The sequence below is a fragment of the Hydrosulfovibrio ferrireducens genome (genome assembly GCF_046883345.1).
Classification (GTDB): Bacteria; Desulfobacterota; Desulfobulbia; order Desulfobulbales; family Desulfurivibrionaceae; genus Thiovibrio; species Thiovibrio ferrireducens.
Genome location: NZ_JALKCW010000025.1, coordinates 20,148 through 36,132, shown reverse-complemented (window position 1 = coordinate 36,132; position 15,985 = coordinate 20,148). Strand labels below are relative to the sequence as shown.

The window sequence follows — 15,985 nt, the reverse complement described above, 5'->3', positions numbered from 1 at the left end:
ACACAAATGCCCATCGGGAGCTCCATGCGGACAACAGCACAATTTTTCAAAGCCCTCTCCGAGGAGCCCCGCTTGCGGATTCTGGCCCTGCTCCTGAACGGCGAACTCTGCGTGTGCGACCTGATGGCCGTGCTCCAGTTGCCGCAATCGACAATCTCCCGCCATCTCGCCTATCTGCGCAATACGGGCTGGGTAAAAGGCAGGCGCCGCGGAGTCTGGATGTATTACCGGCTGGCCGAGATGCCGACGCCTTTTGCCCAGGAACTGGTCGCGTTGCTCGGCAAGCGATTGCGCGAGTTGCCGGACACCCTCCAGGACTATGCGGCCCTGGAGGCGTTTCGCCGCACCAAGAAACCCTGCGCCTGATTTTTTTCCGCACTCATCCGCCTATGCGGCTAAAAAAGGAAATCACCCGGCAGCCAGTGCTGCACGTGAGACAGGAGAATCCCCATGAAAATTCAAGTGTTGGGCCCTGGCTGCCCTAAATGCCGCGAGGTGGAACGCCTCATGCAGACCGTGTTGAACGAGACCGGGACGCAGGCCACCATCGAAAAAGTGACGGATTTTGAACAGATCGCCACGTTTGGCGTCTTCTCAACCCCGGCGGTGGTCATCGACGGCACGGTGAAATGTGTGGGCAAGGTTCCCGCTAAAAAGGAAGTCCTCGCCTGGCTCGGCTACGAGAACAGCACCCCTCCGGAGCCCCCCGCTCCGGAAACAGGCAAAAAACTCTCCTTCCTCGACCAGTACCTCACCCTCTGGATCTTCCTGGCCATGTTCATCGGGGTGATGGGAGGCTATCTCTATCCGCCGGTCACCGAGATCATCAACTCCTTTCAAGTCGGCGCCACCAACATCCCCATCGCCATCGGCCTGATCCTCATGATGTACCCGCCCCTGGCCAAGGTGCGCTACGAAAAGCTGCACGAGGTTTTCCGCGACTTCAGGGTGCTGGCCCTTTCCCTGGTGCAGAACTGGCTTATCGGCCCGCTCCTCATGTTTCTCCTGGCCGTCACCTTTCTTGCCGGCCACCACGAATACATGGTGGGGCTCATCCTCATCGGCCTGGCCCGCTGCATCGCCATGGTCATTGTCTGGAACGATCTGGCCAGCGGCGACACCGAATACTGCGCCGGGCTGGTGGCCTTCAACTCCATCTTCCAGGTGCTCTTCTTCTCAATCTACGCCTGGTTTTTCATCTCCGTGCTGCCGGGCTGGCTGGGGCTGACCGGCGCGGTGGTGGACATCTCCATGGCACAGATCGCCGAGTCGGTCTTCATCTATCTCGGCATCCCCTTTCTCGCCGGGATGCTGACCCGCTTTATCGGGGTAAAACTCAAGGGCGAAGCCTGGTACCAGGAAAAGCTGATTCCCAAGATCAGCCCCTTCACCCTGATCTTCCTGCTCTTCACCATCATGGTGATGTTTTCCCTCAAGGGCGAATACATCGTGCAATTGCCCTTTGACGTGATTCGCATCGCCATCCCGCTCACCATCTACTTTCTGGTCATGTTCCTGGTTTCCTTTTTCATGTCCATGAAGGTGGGGGCCACCTACGAGCAGTCCGCCACCCTCTCCTTCACCGCCGCTTCCAATAACTTTGAGCTGGCCATCGCCGTGGCCATCGCCGTGTTCGGCATCAACTCCGGCGTCGCCTTTGCCGCGGTGATCGGGCCGCTGGTCGAAGTGCCGGTGCTCATCGGGTTGGTCAACGTGGCGCTTTGGTTCCGGAAGAAATATTTCCCCTTTACCAAGGAAACCCTGGCCGGAGTCTGCCATGTTTCCTGCAAACCGTGAGGCCGGTCTGATCGCCGCCACCAAGGAGAAAAAACAGATGCAAACGAGACATTGGCCATGGACGGCGGGATTGTTCCTGCTCCTGTGCTTCAGTCCGGCACAGGCCGCTTCCCTTGACGACTATCTGGCAGGTTTCTCCTACCAGGAACGCAAGGAGATGAAGATCGACAGCAAGGAACTGGTGGAACTGCTCAAGAAAGGAGAAGCCCAGCTCATCGATATCCGCTTCCCCGAGGAATTCGCCGCTTGGCACATGAACTTCGCCAAGAACATCCCGCTTAACGAACTGCCGGCCCGGCTGGGCGAACTGGACAAGAGCAAGCTCATCGTCACCGCCTGCCCCCACTACGATCGCTCCAGCATGGCCCGGCTCTATCTCACCACCAAAGGATACCGGGCCAGATACCTCAACGACGGCCTGCTCGGGCTTGCCGAATTGCTGCGGGGAGACAAAGCACGCGATTTCGTCAATGCCACGACACGCTGAAGCAGGGAGCACCGTTTTCATGCACGAAGAAAAAACCATAATCCACAAGGAGAACAGATGAAAATTTTTATCCGCTTCGCATTCTTACTGGCCGCCATTCTGGGTCTACAGGTTTCCGATGGCCTGGCTGGCGGCGGCTCGCTGGCCATCCCGGTGCCCGGCATGGTCACCATGGTTGACTTGGGCGCCACCACCTGCATCCCCTGCAAGATGATGGCCCCCATCCTGGAAGAGCTGAAAACAGAGTACAAGGACAAGGCCGCCATTGTCTTTATCGATGTCTGGAAGATGCCGGAGCAATCAAAAAAATACAAGGTGAGCATGATCCCCACCCAGGTGTTTTTTGACCAAAACGGCACGGAGGTGTACCGCCATGTCGGCTTCATGGACAAACAAGCCATCGTGGCTCAGCTTGCCAAAATGGGCGTTGCCCAACCCGGTGGCGGAGGCGACAAGTAATGGATGCCCTTTTTCTCCAGGTCAATGCCTGGATGGGCGCGGGCCTGGCCCTGGCCGCCCTGGGCTGTTTTCTCTGGGGCATGATCAGCGTCTTGCTCAGCCCCTGCCACCTGGCTTCCATCCCTCTGGTGGTGGCCTATGTGGGCGGCCAGGAACAACTGGTCAAGGGCAGGCAGGCCGTGCACTACGCGGTGCTGTTCAGCACCGGCCTTTTTTTAACCATCGTCCTGGTGGGGGTGATCTGCGCCCTGCTCGGCAGGATGCTGGGCGATGTGGGGCCGTACTGGACCATGGCCGTGGGGGTGATTCTTATCTGGGTGGCCGTTGACATGCTGGGCATTGCCAAGTGCTCCATGCCAAGCGGGCTCATGGCGAAACTACAGGTGAAGGGCGCATGGGGCGCTTTTGTGCTGGGTCTGGCCTACGGCGTGCTCTCCGGCTCCTGCACCTTCGGCTTCATCGCCCCCATCCTGGCCATCATCACGGTCCAGCAGCAGGTGCTGACCGGGGTTGTGTTCATCCTTCTGTTTGCCGTGGGCCATTGCCTGCCCATTGCCGTGGCAGGCAGTTCAACCGCCACGGTGAAACGGCTGCTGGCCAGCTCCTCCTTCGGGGAGGCCAGCGGATGGTTCCGTAAGGGGGCCGGGGTGCTGATCGGTGGGCTTGGAGTATATTTCCTGGTCAGACCCTTTGTGTAACATCAGAACAATTGCTCTTTGTGTTACAATGAGTTCCTGGAGCCCAATTTTCCTTCTCTCTCAACGATGCGAAAGGCGGAAAAACCATGACCATAAAAGACCTGCGGCTCTTCCAGACAGCCACGCCGTTCCCCAAAGCCGACGTTGTGGTCCAGCCGGAGGCGACATTCATGGTCGATCGCCTGTGGAAAATCAGTTGGCTGAACAAAAGGGCTGAACAACTTCTTCATCTTTCGGCGCACGCCACTATCGGGCAGGACTTCAACGCGATATTCAGCGAACAACGTTTCGGCGGACTCCATGCCATCCAGCGCTCCCTTGCCAGGGGGCACAGTATATCCAAATACCAGACTGTTTTTTTCGACCCGGCCAATGGATCGCCGACGGCCGTGCGGGTAACTGCCCAGGCTATTCCCGATGCGGAAGGCAATTTTTCCGGCGCCGTTGTCTCCCTTCGGGACACTTCGGACTCCGCGCAAAGTTTTTCCCTGGTCCTCAAGAATATCGCCGATGGTGTCTTCACGGTGGACAAGAACCTGCTCATCACCTCGTTCAACCCTGCCGCACAACGAATTTTGGGTTGGACAGAGGCAGAGGTGCTCGGCACCCCCTGCCTGAAAATATTCGGCGGCAGCCTCTGCGGTGCCGAGTGTATTCTGGGGCAAAGCATTCAGCACGACAATCCCATTGTCGGCCGGCTCGTTTTTCCCAAGGATAAACATGGCCGGACCATCCCGATCAGCATCAGCGCTGCGGCCCTGATGAACCCGGACGGTGAAGTCATCGGCGGGGTCGGCACCTTTCGGGACATGACCCAGATCATGACCACAGACCTGATCCTGGAGAGTGTCGCCGATGGGGTGTTCACGGTGGACCGCAATTGGCGGATCACCTCGTTTAACCGGGCCGCGGAAATAATCACCGGCTGGAAGCGGCATGACGCCGTGGGAAAATTATGCGCCGAGGTTTTTCAGTCCGACGTCTGCGGCCAGGAATGCCCCATAGCCCAGAGCCTCTATGCAGGCAAAGCGGTGGCCAACCGCACCGTCCACATCCGCGACACCCTGGGGAAAAATATCCCCATCAGCGTCAGTGCTTCGCCCCTGGTGGACCATGAAGGCACCATCATCGGCGGGGTGGAAACCTTCCGCGACCTGAGCCTTGTTACAATCCTGCGCAAACAGATAGCGCAACGCTACTCTTTTGACGAGATCATCAGCAAGAATGCCAAGATGCAAAACATCTTCAGCATCCTGCCGGAAATCGCCCACAGCGACAGTAATGTCCTGGTCCTGGGAGAATCCGGCACCGGCAAGGAAATACTGGCGAGAGCAATTCACAATGCCAGCACCAGAAAAGACCAGCCTTTCGTGGCGGTCAGTTGCGGGGCCTTGCCGGAAACCCTTCTGGAGTCGGAACTCTTTGGGTACAAAGCTGGAGCGTTCACCGATGCAAGGCAAGACAAACAGGGGCGCTTTGCCGCCGCCGAGAAAGGCACTCTTTTCCTCGACGAAATCGGCGACATCTCGCTTGGCGTCCAGGTGAAACTGCTGCGGGTGCTCCAGGAAAAGCGATATGAACCGCTGGGTTCGAACAAAACCATCGAGGCGGATGCCCGGATTATCGCCGCCACCAACAGGGATCTTCACGACCAGGTGCAGAAGGGTCTTTTCCGGGAAGATCTTTTCTACCGACTCAACGTAGTCCGGATCACCCTGCCGCCCCTGCGGGAACGCAAAGAGGACATCCCCCTGCTGGTGCAGCATATGATCACCCTGTTCTCCGCCAAAACAGGAAAAGACATCGCGGAAATTTCGGACGCAGCCCTGGCGCTGCTCCTGCAATATGATTTTCCAGGCAATATCAGGGAACTCAAAAATATCATCGAGTATGCCTTCATCCTCTGCCCCGGCGGGCTTATCCAACCGGCCCATCTTCCCGATCCGTTTGCGCAACGGAAGGATGACAACTCTCTCCTCCATGACCATCCTGCCGGAGCCCCCTTGACGCTTGAAGAAATGGCTTGCCAGACCATCCTGCGTTCCCTTGAGCGGCACAAATGGAAAAAGATGGCGGTCTGCCGCGAACTGGCCATATCCAAGGACACCCTGCGCCGTAAAATCGCGCAATACCAGCTTAGCGACCCGGCGGAGGAAGATCGCGCCGGCCCATTGAGCCCCACCCACACAACGGAGGAATTACATGGAACCAAACAGCATCAAACCTGACAAGACCTTGGACTGCAAAGGAATGAGTTGCCCCATGCCGTTGCTCAAAACCAAGAAGGCAATTGACGCGATCAATTCCGGAGAGATCCTGGAAATCTTAGGCACTGATCCGGGCTCAAAAAATGACCTGCCCGGTTGGTGCAAACGAGCGGGGCACGAATTTTTAGGCGAGGTCGAAGATGCGGGGTTTATCAGGTTTTACATCAAGAAAGGGTAGGTGCGATTATCAGGCGCAATTTCAATTCCAAATCATTCGGTATTATTTCGCCGTTCGTTGCGTGCTCTGCTTTTTTGATTTGGAATTAGATACATCCCCACGCAAAAAACGGGCTGACATCCAGCGTATCCTGTCTGCGGGGTTACTCCGGGGCTAACTGCAGCAAGACCTCAATTTCCGTGCCCAAGGATTCCGGACTGCGACCTGCGGTCAGGGTAAGCGCATTTTTCCGGCAAAATTCCAGACACAGCCCGCAGCCGCTGCAGCGACCCCAATCGAACTGCAGCCGTTTCAGCTCGTATTCCCTGGTGTTCTTAAGCGCCCCGGTGGGGCACATCCCGGCGCATCCGCCGCAGAAGTTGCATTCCGTATTCACCGTAAGCGTGAAAAAGAGAGGCAGCAGGGCCAGCCGGACGGTTTCGTCGCTGGAGCCCGCCAGGGTTTGACGGAGTAAAGCCAAACGAGGCGGCTGATGCTTGTGGGCATGCTTTTCCCGGGGGTTCGGCTCCGCCTGCAGGGTGGTAATGGTCTCAGAAGCGGCATGGATGGAAAGATCCCAGAAGGCGCGGAAAAAAGAGCGTCTGCTCGCTGATGCCGCCGGCCCGATCTCTTCTTCCTCCGTAACCAACCTGATGCGAGAGGTGAGGCCGTCATGCCCCAGCTTGCGGTCAAGGGCCTGGAGGCGTCGAGCCAGAATCTCCGGGACAAACGAACCCCGGCAATCACCGCACCGGGCAAGGTACAGGCAAACAGTTTCCCTCGACCGGGCGGCAAAGGCGACCAGATGCTCCTCGGAAAGTGCGCCCAAGCAGGGAAGAATAATCTCCTCGCCGGTGCGGATCCCTTTTTCACAGCAAAGGAAAACCGCTTTCCCAGCAGCCAGCTTGGCTGGGAGTGCGGCCAGGCGGGAGTCGCACCCGACCAGCGCCTCGACCGGGCAGACGGCGGTGCAGGCCAGACAGCCCACGCAGCGCTTCAGGTCCAGACGCACCCCGCTCCCTGCTTCCGGGATGATGGCCTGGACCGGGCACTCGTCAAGACAGCGGCTGCAACCATTGCCTTGCAGCCGGTTGCGCAGACAGCGGCGGGAGATGAATTCAAGAGCAGGCGGTTCGCTGCTGCGAAAACGCTCAGTCAGGCGGTCGGCTAGGCTCATGGGGCTTGGGCTGCTGCTGATTTCTGGAGCCGTTGCTGCTCCGCGCCGATGAAGCCGACCAGGCATTCTCCCAGGTCGCGGTAAAAAGCAAGGGTAGCCTGCTCCTTGAGGATATTGCCGAGAATAGGCGCCCACGAGGCGAGCAACCTGTTGAAAAACCGGGCACGGAGCGCGAAAAAATCGGCACGCTCCGCTTGGTTCGATTCGTTGATGGCCTGGGCGATCTTGCCTTCGAGAAAGCTCATGAACTCAAGCTCGATGGCAATATGATCAGGCGGCTCGTCACCTTCGTGCTTTACCCCTGAATCCGCATAGAACTTCAGGACTTCCATGGTCGAATCGCCCATCAATTTCCTTTCCTGCTCCAGATACACCGAGCCATACGGATGGGCCGGAGCGCCGAAGGGCCCCAAAAACAGAGCGGAATACTCGACCAACAGTTCTTCCTGGCTGTTTTCCGCAAGGGACTGCGCCATCCGTCGGCAGGCTTGCGCCACCGCCGGCAGCGAAATTTCCTGCATCAGCCCTGCCAGATTGGCGCAGAGGTTCTCCTCGAGAAACATCTCCCGGTCCGGTTGATAGAAACAGGCGGCAAGCAACCGGTAGGCATCGCTTTGGCGCTGGGCGGCTTGCATGAGTTCGGTGGTCATAGTGTTTCCTTAAAAAGAGTATACTGCGAAGTCTTTTGCAAAAAGAGAAAAACACCCTTCGACAGGCTCAGGGCGAACGGTAGCCATCTTAAAATCATTATAGTTTCTTCCGTTCATGCTGAGCCTGTCGAAGCACAACAAAGCATTTTACAAGAGCCTCAACGAAAAACCCTGCTAAAAAAGGGGGCGGAATGCCTGAGCACCCGCCCCCTAAACTTCCGGCTATCCTTTGCTCAGACTACTTGGCCGCGCTGTAGCTCCGGATGTAATAGACATTGGGCTTGGTGCCTTTTTCGGGCTTGAGAACCGTGCCCTTGTACTTCTTGAGCAGTTGGGCAACCTCGCTGTTCTTGTCTTGGAGATCGCCGAAGGTTCTGGCCTTAGCCGGACAAGCAGCCACACAGTTGGGCAACAAACCCTTTTTCACCCGGTGCTCGCAGAAGATGCACTTTTCGGTGATGCCGTTGCGCCGCACATCCTGATAGTCCGGATGGTCGTACTTGGTCCGGTGGGGCGGGTTGTCGGTCTTGGCCGCCATTTCCGCCGGAGAGGTGGTGCAGCCGGGGATCATCTCCGTCTTGTCTGCATAAAAGGGTTCATAGGGCTTACCCTCCTCGTTGTAGCTGATAACGCTGGTCTCTCCGCCCTTGACCTCCATCTTGGAATAGGGACATGCCTCCTGACAGGCGCGGCAACCGATGCAGCGCTCGTCGTTGTGCATGGTGATGCCGTCCTTGGTCTTGTACATCGCCTTGGGGGTCACCGGGCAGGCCTTGACACAGGGCGCGTTGCTGCAGTGGTTGCATTGCACCGGTATGGACGTGTATTTGGTCGTGGGAAACTTGCCGCTGGTCTCGCTCTTGTAGTCGACCCAGTTATGGGCCTGCCCCAAGCTTCTGCCTGCGGTGTTGTTCTCGCTTTTGCAGGCCAGGGCGCAGGCCCCGCACCCAGCACATTTCTGAAGATCTATTACCATCGCATATTGCGTCATTTATCATTTCCTCCTGTGAAAATGCTTACACCCTTCGGGTATAAGTTTCGTTTGAGCAGGCAAGCTGCTCAACTCAGCTTTAGGCCTTCTGAATTTTTACGCCGGTGAAGCCGCCGTTTCTTGCGGTGGCGCCGCTGAGCCGGTCGTAATCATCGGGCATAAGTTCGTTGTTGTTCGCACCTCTCGGGATCGCCTTGGCATAGTCCTTGGCGGCGGTCCGGCCATAGGCCCAGTGCCCCTGACCATAGCATTTGGCGATGGTGCCGGGTCGCACCCCTTCCCACAATTTTGCCTTGACCGTGATACTGGCGGTGGTCGAGGTGAGCTTGACCATGTCGCCGGTTTTGATGCCGAGCTTCTTGCCGTCCGCGGGGTTGATTTTCACGACATCTTCCCAGCTCTCATCGCCCACATCCAACTTCTTGAACTCATGGTACCAGACGGTGTTCTGGCTCCGGCCCTCGCGGTTGAGCCGCGACTTGTAGTCGATGAAGGTAAAGGGGTATTCCTTTTCGCTGCCGTGGCGTTTGGGCGATTCGTAGTGCGGCACGAAGACCAGTTCGCCCTGGGCTTCGTAGCCGCTGGCCTTGAGAACCTCGTCCACCGTGGTCTTGTTCTTTTCCGCGAACAAGCCCAGGGTCTTCTTCAGGGTCTCGCTGTAGAACTCGAACTTCTTGGTTTCGGTCTTGAACTTGCCCCAGTTCTTCTTGTAGGCATAGGTTTCGGTGTTGTAGATGCCCTTCTTCTTGAAATCCTCCCAACCGGAGAGCTGGTCGCCCTTCATCTTGTCCTTGCCGTCCCAGACCTTGTGACTGGAGATCTTGGCGGCGATTTCGATGAATTCGGCGGCGTTGGCGGGTTTTTTCTTGGTTTCCGGGTCTTCGAGGGAGGCATAGTAGTCGAAGAGATTGGCAAAGCCCCTGGCCTTGAGCTTCTCGGCCAGCAGCCACATCATCTCGGTCTCCTCGGGTTTGGCCTGACCCAGCGGTTTGACGACCGGCTGCTGGATGGACATATGGCCATGGAGGTTCGCCATGTTGGTGATGATCGAAAGCTTCTCGGTCGGGGCAAAGGTGGCCGGCAGAACGATGTCGGCAAACTGGCTCATCTCCGAGGCGTTGGTGACCAGATGGGCGAAAAAAGGCAGCGCGGACAGGGCCTTTTCCCAGCGCTGGGCGCCGGTGCCGGAGAAGGCAAAGTTGGTCCAGGTGCTGATGCACACCTTGATCGCCCCCGGATCCTTCAACATGCCGTTGGCCACGTTGTTGGTGACCACGTTCGCCTTGGCGCTCTCGGTCACCTTGCCGTCTTTCTCCTTTTTGTCGATGCCGCCCATGATGGCGGGCATGTCCTTGGCGCCGCGACCGTCGATTTTCTTAGCCTTGCCGGATTTTTTCGCCAGATCGTCCAGGTACTTGTCGATGGAGGGGAATTTATCCGTCGGCGCGCTTGAACTCTGCATGACGCCACCCTCGGTCTCGATTGAGCCGAGGATGCCGTTTAAGGCGTACACCGCCATGGAGGCATAGGTGCCGCGCGGGGTCATGGCCACACCCGGCCCCATGAAAACAGCACAGGCAGAGCCGGCCTTGCCCATGGTTCGGGCAACGCGGACGATTTGCTTTTCCGGGATCAGGGTGATCTTGGCGGCCCAGGCCGGGGTCTTGTCCTTCAGCTCAAGGTTCCACCATTTGACCACGCCGTGGGTCTGTTTCTCCTCAAAGGCGGCCTCGTCCACGGTGGCGCCGACCTTGAAAAGGTTCTTGCCGTCCTTGAATTCGCCGACGAACTCCTTGCTCCACATGCCTTCGCTCAGAAGCACATGGGCGATGGCCGCGGCCAGGGCGCCGTCCTCGCCGGGCTTGATCGGCAGCCACTCATTGGCCTTGGCGGCCGAGGCGGAGAGGCGCGGATCAACCGCGATGACCGTACCCCGGTCCAAGATATCGCCGAACTTATTGATGGTGTTAGGTACCTGCCGGTTGGAGGAAAGCGGATCACAGCCCCAAACCACCAGGCATTTGGTCTTGGCCATATCATAATCGCGGTAGCCGAAGAACCCTTGAGTGTAGCCGGGACCCATCTTCTCCGCCTCGGCGCAGATGGCGCTGTGCGAGATGGCATTGGGGCTGCCGAAGATCTTCGGCATGGTGCCGTAGCAGAGTTCCTGGGAGGTAGGGGAGTAACGGCCGCGCATATAGAGGAGCTTTTCCGGCTCTCCGGCTTTGCGCAGTTCCATCATCTTATCGGCGATGGTATCCAGAGCCTCGTCCCAGGTGATGGGCACGAACTTGGGGTCGATGCCGCGGCCCTTGGCCGGGTTGGTCCGCTTCATCGGAGTCAGAACCCGGTCCGGATCGTAGGTCTGCTGGAGCATCAGGTGGCCGCGGGGGCAGCAGTAGCCGTTGTTGGCCTTACTGAGCTGGTTGCCGCGCACCTTCACGGCGCGGCCGTCCTGAATAAAAAACTCCACCGGACACCAGGCCGTGCAGCCCTGGCAGGTGGAGGGCATCCATGTGCCGGGCTTCTCCCCGATGGCTCCCTGCGGCGCTTCGGCCAGGGCGTTCAGGGTGGAACCCTTGAAAGCGGCGGCCGCCAGACCGGTTGCCGCGCTGAGCTTAAGAAAATCTCTTCTTTTGATCTTCATGCGCTTCTCTCCTTTGTGTGCTTCAGGCTATGCTACCCGTGTTGCCTCTGAGTAATGCGTTCTATTTCAATGGCAAGGCCGGCCTTGACAACCCCGCCGTGGATGACCTTGGTGAAGATGCCTTCCTTGGGCATGATGCAGTCCCCGGTGGCTTTCTTGATGGCGCAACCGGCATTGTGGCATTCTTTGCCGATCTGGGTGACTTCGAGCACGACCTGGCCGTCGATCACCAACCGGTCGCCGATGGCAAGGGCCATCAAATCCAGGTCCCGGCAGACGATGTTTTCGGCAAACACCCCGTGCTTCAGGTGGGGCATCTTTTTCTTCACCGCATCAATGCTTTCCCCGGCCAGCAGGGAAACCTGCCGGTGCCAGATCCCGGCATGGGCATCCCCGGTGATTCCCCAGTTTTCCTCCAGGAGAATCTCGGGAACCTCTTTTTTCACCATGCCTTTTTTTTCGCTGATACAAACCGCTTCCACCACGCCCATGAGCACCTCTCGTGTATTGATGAATACGGCCTTTGACCACAGGCCGGGAGCACAAAAAAGCAGGAAACTCCTCCAATTACAGATCAGGATAGGGGAAGCGGAAAAGGAAAACAAGCGGGGATTTCTTGATTTCTTTGTAGGGGTTTTCCCGACAACCGTCTGTCAGGAAAACGGGCTATTTCGCGGAACGTTTTTGGCGGGAAACAAACTCAACCAGCTCGGCCCTGGTTTCCAGGCCAAGCTTGGCCATGGCTCTGGAACGATAGGTGGCCACGGTTTTTTCACTCAAGAAATGCTGCTCGGCGATCTCCCTGCTCGTGAACCCCATGGCCACCGCGAGCATGACCTGCTGCTCCCGGTTACTGAGCGAGAGCCAGAGCATCTCCTCGGGGGAGGCTGCGCCCTTGTCCTGTTCGGCCAGGATATCCGGCATCATGGCCGGATGGATGTACATCTGCCCCCGCATCACCGCGCGGATGGCATAAAGCAGGTCCACATCCAGACATTTCTTGAGGATAAAGCCCTTGGCGCCCTTGGCCACGGCTTCCTTGAGATACTGATGGTCCTCATGCATGGTCAGCATGAGGACGCAGGTTGCACGCGCCTGGCGCAATATCTCCGGCAAAAGCAGAAGCCCGCTGGTTCCCGGCAGGGAGATATCGAGGAGCACGATGTCCGGTTGCAGTTCCTTGGTAAGCGCCAAGGCCTTGGGCCCCGAATCGGCCGTACCCGCCACCTCCATGTCCGGTTCGGCATTGAGCAGCAGGCTCAAACCGGAAAGAAGCACCGGATGATCATCGACCACCAAAATCCGGATCAGTTCACTGTTCATGGCAGACCCCCGCCTTGGCAGGCATTTCAAAAACCAGCATGGCACCCTCGCCCGGACTGCTTTCAACCCGGAAAGACCCTTGCAGCAACTGGGTTCGCTCCCGCATTCCCAGCACCCCGAGCTTAGTCTTGGAATCGACCAGCTCCGGCACGAAACCGACTCCGTTATCCTCGATCACGCCCCGAAGTTTTTCCCCGCGCCATTCCAGAAGAACGCTCACCGCAGTGGCCCGGGCATGCCGCGCCACATTGGCGAGGGCTTCCTGGATAATCCGATAAACGCAGGTTTCCGTGCAACCATCCGCCCTCTTCTCGGCAAAGCCGATAATGGTCAGCTCCACCGGGATGGAGTGGCGGTTGGTAAACCCCCGAACCAGCATCTCCACCGCCGGAACCAGGCCGAGATCGTCCAGCACGCTGGGCCGCAGCGCCACTGCCAGATCATGGATCGCCTCCATCTCCTCGGTTATGGCCTTTCGCAACCGGCCGATGCTCTGGCGGATTTCGTTCTCGTTTTTCGCGTTTTCCAGCATCTTGAGATCAACCATGACCGAGGCCAGCGCCTGACCGGTCTGGTCGTGGAGCTCGCGGGCGATCCGTTTTCTTTCCCCTTCCTGGCCGGCCATGACCCGATGCAGGAAATCCCGTTGGAGATGCTCCTTTTCCAAGCGGGCCTTATCCGCGCTGGCCAAGGAAAACACCATGGCGTTGAAGCCTTCCATGAGTTTGCCAAGTTCATCCTGGCTTTCCGTCGGAGCCGGATTCATGGAATAATCCCCCCGCCGCACGGCCCGGGTGGCTTCGAGCAGCCTGGTTACGGGCTTGGTGATAATCCAGGTCAGTCCCAAAGACAAGAGCACCCCGAATATCGCAACCAGCAAGGTGGTCCGGGCAAGGGAGCCGGTGATCGCCCCAATCTGGCGGCGCAGGCTGTCGCCCTTCACTCCGACCACCACCGCACCCTCGTTGCCGTTGCTGATGCCCGCCGCCGCCTCCCAAATATTTCCCTCATTGGTGCGGAGCAGTTTCGGCTCTGATCCCTGCGGCGAAAGACCGGGGAGGTTTTTCAGCAGGTCAGCAGGAAACCCGCCCTCAAAGGTGTGGGCCACCACCTGCCCGTGGGTGTTGCGGACAAAAACATAGCGCAGGTCCGGACGATTCTGCACCGTGTTTCGAAGCATCTGGGTCAAGCCGTAGACATCGTTGATCAGTAAATAATCGTGGGTTTGATAGGAAAGTTCCGTGGCCACGAAGCGGCTCTCTTCCCGGAGGAAGGCGTCGAAGTTCTCGCTGAGCGCCGCCTGCACCTTATAAATGGTGACCGCGCCAAAAAGCAGGATCAGAGTCAGGGCCAAGCCAAGAATCTTCAACCGCAGCGGCACGCTGAGCAGAACGGACCTGGCTTTATACGCGGCTTGCCGGAAAAACGCGGTCACAGGGAGCAGGCCAACAGCCACGGGAGTCTCCTTAGAATCCATACAACCCTGGCGCGGGCTCCACGAAACGTTCCACCCCAAGCACGGCCAGGGCTTTTTCACCTTCCACATCATGGTGCAGGCCGAGAAGCAGCTCCTTCAACAAGGCTTTCTTTTCCTGGGAAATGCTGCGCGGCACCACCACCGGGGGGATGCCGAAATCGCGCGATTCCCAGATCACCTTGGTCTGCCTGGCAATTTCCGGGTTGCGCCTGCTGGCGAATTCATAGACCAGACTGTCCACCGAAGCGCCATCCGCGATGCCTTCCATCACCGCAGCCATGGAACGGTCGTGGCTGTAAGTGAAAATCGTCCGACCGAAAAAGGTTTCCGGCTGCTGCCCCATGCCCTGCAACAGGGAGAGGGGGTAGAGATAGCCGGTATTGGAAAGCGGATCGGTAAAAGCAAACACCTTGCCGCGCAGGTCGGGAAATTCCCGTACCGGGGAAGCGGCAGGCACGATGACAAAGGCTCGATAGGTGGTCTTGCCGTTGATCCGCGGGACAACCAGCAGCGACATCGCCTCTTTCCGGGCGCCTTCGACATAAGCCCCGGTGCAGATGAAGCCGAGATCCACCACGTTTCTGGCCAGCAGATCGTTCAGCTCCTGGTAGGTTTTGCGCTGCACCAAGATTGCCGGTTTGCCCATCTTGCGACCCAGATAATCGATGAGCGGCTGGTAGGAAAGCGCCGTGCCCTGGGGAGAAAGAATGGCCCCCACCCCGATCCGCAGCGCTTGCGAATCCGGCTCGATTTGCCCCGCCGGGAGCTGTTGGAGGTTGTCCAGCCGGACCAGGCGATCCTGCTCCACCTTTTCCTGCTTCCCACCTTCGCAGCCGATCAGCAGAAAAAAAAGAAGCCCCAGACACATGGCCTTGCGCCAGACACAGCCAGACTTTCTTTGCGTGAACACGGTCATGACAAAATATATCACACTGGGTTTATGGTTTTTTCATCAAAAAAAAACCTGCCGCAGATCATTCCAGAATAAATCCGGCCACTGGCAGCCCTTTTCCCCAGGCCTGCCAGGCGCCGCCGTGGATGTCCAGGGTACGGGCCGCGCTGTCGTAGGTGGCCTCGATGTTGGTTTCCAGGCTGCAGCGGCGATCGTAGTTGGTGTGGCTAAAAACAAGCCGGTAGACCGTACCGCCTTGAGGACTCGCCTGCTCGACATAGGCGACATGCCCGGTGGGCATCTTGCGCCGGGTATTGGCAGCAAGGATAAGGATACTGCCGGACCGGGGAGTAAGCGAGGTGTTGCCGCGTGCTTTTTCACAGGCAAACCAGGTGAGGGGGCCGTTTTCGTGGCCCAGGCGGCAACTGTCGATCCCGCTCCGGCAACGGGCAAAGGGGAGGCTCTGGGGCTCGCAGCGTCGCGCCTTTGCCTGTTTGCCACCTCCGTTTCCGGGCCGCAACTGAAAGCACTCCGGGGTAGCACGCCCCCGGCTCACTAGGGAGGCGATGAATTCCTCCGGCCCGGAATCCTGCTCAGGGAGCGGCTCGCGTGGCGGGACCCGGGGGAGACTGCTCTGGGTTGGGGCGGCAGCAGAAACCCTTGTCTCCCGCGCCGTTTCCCGGCCCTCGGGAAGATCTGCCACAGATTCGTGGTGGGCGCAGCCGGAAACACACAGGACCATAACAAAGATTTTTCCGGCCAGCCGGAGTGTGCCTTGCTGCATGGGAACTCCATTATTTTCTTCTCTGATTGCTCTCAGGGCGCTGCGCCCGGATCCTTCGCGCATCATAGCAGACCCACCCACCCTTGACAATGCTGGGGATTCCGGACTTGAGGGTTGCGGCAGAATAGGGTTGCGCCCCCTTGTCCGCCATGCTATAAATGCCGTTTTTTCGTGGAGAT

The 15,985-nt window shown here is 58.3% G+C and carries 16 protein-coding genes; 7 read left to right on the top strand and 9 right to left on the bottom strand.

Annotation, left to right across the window (positions count from 1 at the left end; genetic code table 11):
- The first annotated feature begins 24 nt into the window (after positions 1 to 24).
- From MWR57_RS12325 to MWR57_RS12295, 7 genes are all read left to right on the top strand, one after another.
- On the top strand, positions 25 to 366 hold the full coding sequence (locus MWR57_RS12325) for an ArsR/SmtB family transcription factor (RefSeq protein WP_423125125.1): 342 nt from the start codon (positions 25 to 27) through the stop codon (positions 364 to 366).
- An 84-nt stretch (positions 367 to 450) separates the two neighbouring features.
- Positions 451 to 1,797, top strand: a complete 1,347-nt coding sequence (arsB, locus tag MWR57_RS12320; protein WP_423125124.1) for an ACR3 family arsenite efflux transporter — start codon at positions 451 to 453, stop codon at positions 1,795 to 1,797.
- Complete coding sequence (locus MWR57_RS12315; protein ID WP_423125123.1) at positions 1,778 to 2,284, top strand: rhodanese-like domain-containing protein; 507 nt, start codon at positions 1,778 to 1,780, stop codon at positions 2,282 to 2,284. Before arsB ends, MWR57_RS12315 begins: the two co-directional genes overlap by 20 nt.
- A gap of 57 nt (positions 2,285 to 2,341) precedes the next feature.
- A complete protein-coding gene (locus MWR57_RS12310; protein ID WP_423125122.1) occupies positions 2,342 to 2,743 on the top strand; it encodes a thioredoxin family protein in 402 nt (133 codons plus the stop codon).
- Entirely contained in the window at positions 2,743 to 3,441 is a 699-nt protein-coding gene (locus MWR57_RS12305) for a cytochrome c biogenesis CcdA family protein (protein ID WP_423125121.1), read from the top strand. Before MWR57_RS12310 ends, MWR57_RS12305 begins: the two co-directional genes overlap by 1 nt.
- 86 nt (positions 3,442 to 3,527) lie before the next feature.
- Positions 3,528 to 5,669, top strand: coding sequence for a sigma 54-interacting transcriptional regulator (locus MWR57_RS12300; RefSeq protein WP_423125120.1), 2,142 nt, complete (start codon positions 3,528 to 3,530; stop codon positions 5,667 to 5,669).
- Positions 5,644 to 5,886 (top strand): sulfurtransferase TusA family protein, encoded by a 243-nt coding sequence (locus tag MWR57_RS12295; RefSeq protein ID WP_423125119.1) that lies wholly within the window; start codon positions 5,644 to 5,646, stop codon positions 5,884 to 5,886. Before MWR57_RS12300 ends, MWR57_RS12295 begins: the two co-directional genes overlap by 26 nt.
- Before the next feature lie 142 nt (positions 5,887 to 6,028).
- On the opposite strand, the gene MWR57_RS12290 is transcribed toward MWR57_RS12295, so the two are convergent.
- The 9 genes from MWR57_RS12290 to MWR57_RS12250 form a co-directional block, all read right to left on the bottom strand.
- Positions 6,029 to 7,042 carry a 4Fe-4S binding protein gene (locus MWR57_RS12290; RefSeq protein WP_423125118.1) on the bottom strand — a complete coding sequence of 338 codons (1,014 nt, stop codon included), beginning with the start codon at positions 7,040 to 7,042 and terminating at the stop codon, positions 6,029 to 6,031.
- Complete coding sequence (locus MWR57_RS12285) at positions 7,039 to 7,692, bottom strand: TorD/DmsD family molecular chaperone (protein WP_423125117.1); 654 nt, start codon at positions 7,690 to 7,692, stop codon at positions 7,039 to 7,041. The genes MWR57_RS12290 and MWR57_RS12285 overlap by 4 nt, the downstream gene beginning before the upstream one ends.
- 238 nt (positions 7,693 to 7,930) lie before the next feature.
- The gene (locus MWR57_RS12280; RefSeq protein WP_423125116.1) at positions 7,931 to 8,683 is read right to left on the bottom strand and encodes a 4Fe-4S dicluster domain-containing protein; all 753 of its coding nucleotides are present in this window, start codon (positions 8,681 to 8,683) and stop codon (positions 7,931 to 7,933) included.
- 79 nt (positions 8,684 to 8,762) lie between these two features.
- Entirely contained in the window at positions 8,763 to 11,330 is a 2,568-nt protein-coding gene (locus MWR57_RS12275) for a molybdopterin-dependent oxidoreductase (protein WP_423125115.1), read from the bottom strand.
- A gap of 32 nt (positions 11,331 to 11,362) precedes the next feature.
- Complete coding sequence (locus tag MWR57_RS12270) at positions 11,363 to 11,821, bottom strand: MOSC domain-containing protein (protein ID WP_423125114.1); 459 nt, start codon at positions 11,819 to 11,821, stop codon at positions 11,363 to 11,365.
- A gap of 175 nt (positions 11,822 to 11,996) precedes the next feature.
- Complete coding sequence (locus tag MWR57_RS12265) at positions 11,997 to 12,653, bottom strand: response regulator (protein WP_423125113.1); 657 nt, start codon at positions 12,651 to 12,653, stop codon at positions 11,997 to 11,999.
- Positions 12,643 to 14,109: a sensor histidine kinase gene (locus MWR57_RS12260; protein WP_423125112.1), complete on the bottom strand. Its 1,467-nt coding sequence runs from the start codon at positions 14,107 to 14,109 to the stop codon at positions 12,643 to 12,645. Before MWR57_RS12260 ends, MWR57_RS12265 begins: the two co-directional genes overlap by 11 nt.
- Positions 14,110 to 14,119: 10 nt before the next feature.
- Positions 14,120 to 15,046, bottom strand: coding sequence for a substrate-binding domain-containing protein (locus tag MWR57_RS12255; RefSeq protein ID WP_423125111.1), 927 nt, complete (start codon positions 15,044 to 15,046; stop codon positions 14,120 to 14,122).
- Positions 15,047 to 15,104: 58 nt separating this feature from the next.
- Complete coding sequence (locus tag MWR57_RS12250; RefSeq protein WP_423125110.1) at positions 15,105 to 15,806, bottom strand: hypothetical protein; 702 nt, start codon at positions 15,804 to 15,806, stop codon at positions 15,105 to 15,107.
- Positions 15,807 to 15,985: the final 179 nt, after the last annotated feature.

What these genes read in the sequence shown, in the direction of transcription:
- MWR57_RS12295 (WP_423125119.1), top strand. Translation starts at nt 5,644, where the DNA reads ATGGAACCAAACAGCATCAAACCTGACAAGACCTTGGACTGCAAAGGA.
- MWR57_RS12275 (WP_423125115.1), bottom strand. Translation starts at nt 11,330, where the DNA reads ATGAAGATCAAAAGAAGAGATTTTCTTAAGCTCAGCGCGGCAACCGGT.
- MWR57_RS12305 (WP_423125121.1), top strand. Translation starts at nt 2,743, where the DNA reads ATGGATGCCCTTTTTCTCCAGGTCAATGCCTGGATGGGCGCGGGCCTG.
- MWR57_RS12255 (WP_423125111.1), bottom strand. Translation starts at nt 15,046, where the DNA reads ATGACCGTGTTCACGCAAAGAAAGTCTGGCTGTGTCTGGCGCAAGGCC.
- MWR57_RS12315 (WP_423125123.1), top strand. Translation starts at nt 1,778, where the DNA reads ATGTTTCCTGCAAACCGTGAGGCCGGTCTGATCGCCGCCACCAAGGAG.
- MWR57_RS12280 (WP_423125116.1), bottom strand. Translation starts at nt 8,683, where the DNA reads ATGACGCAATATGCGATGGTAATAGATCTTCAGAAATGTGCTGGGTGC.
- MWR57_RS12270 (WP_423125114.1), bottom strand. Translation starts at nt 11,821, where the DNA reads ATGGGCGTGGTGGAAGCGGTTTGTATCAGCGAAAAAAAAGGCATGGTG.
- MWR57_RS12290 (WP_423125118.1), bottom strand. Translation starts at nt 7,042, where the DNA reads ATGAGCCTAGCCGACCGCCTGACTGAGCGTTTTCGCAGCAGCGAACCG.
- MWR57_RS12250 (WP_423125110.1), bottom strand. Translation starts at nt 15,806, where the DNA reads ATGCAGCAAGGCACACTCCGGCTGGCCGGAAAAATCTTTGTTATGGTC.
- MWR57_RS12325 (WP_423125125.1), top strand. Translation starts at nt 25, where the DNA reads ATGCGGACAACAGCACAATTTTTCAAAGCCCTCTCCGAGGAGCCCCGC.
- arsB (WP_423125124.1), top strand. Translation starts at nt 451, where the DNA reads ATGAAAATTCAAGTGTTGGGCCCTGGCTGCCCTAAATGCCGCGAGGTG.
- MWR57_RS12285 (WP_423125117.1), bottom strand. Translation starts at nt 7,692, where the DNA reads ATGACCACCGAACTCATGCAAGCCGCCCAGCGCCAAAGCGATGCCTAC.
- MWR57_RS12265 (WP_423125113.1), bottom strand. Translation starts at nt 12,653, where the DNA reads ATGAACAGTGAACTGATCCGGATTTTGGTGGTCGATGATCATCCGGTG.
- MWR57_RS12300 (WP_423125120.1), top strand. Translation starts at nt 3,528, where the DNA reads ATGACCATAAAAGACCTGCGGCTCTTCCAGACAGCCACGCCGTTCCCC.
- MWR57_RS12310 (WP_423125122.1), top strand. Translation starts at nt 2,342, where the DNA reads ATGAAAATTTTTATCCGCTTCGCATTCTTACTGGCCGCCATTCTGGGT.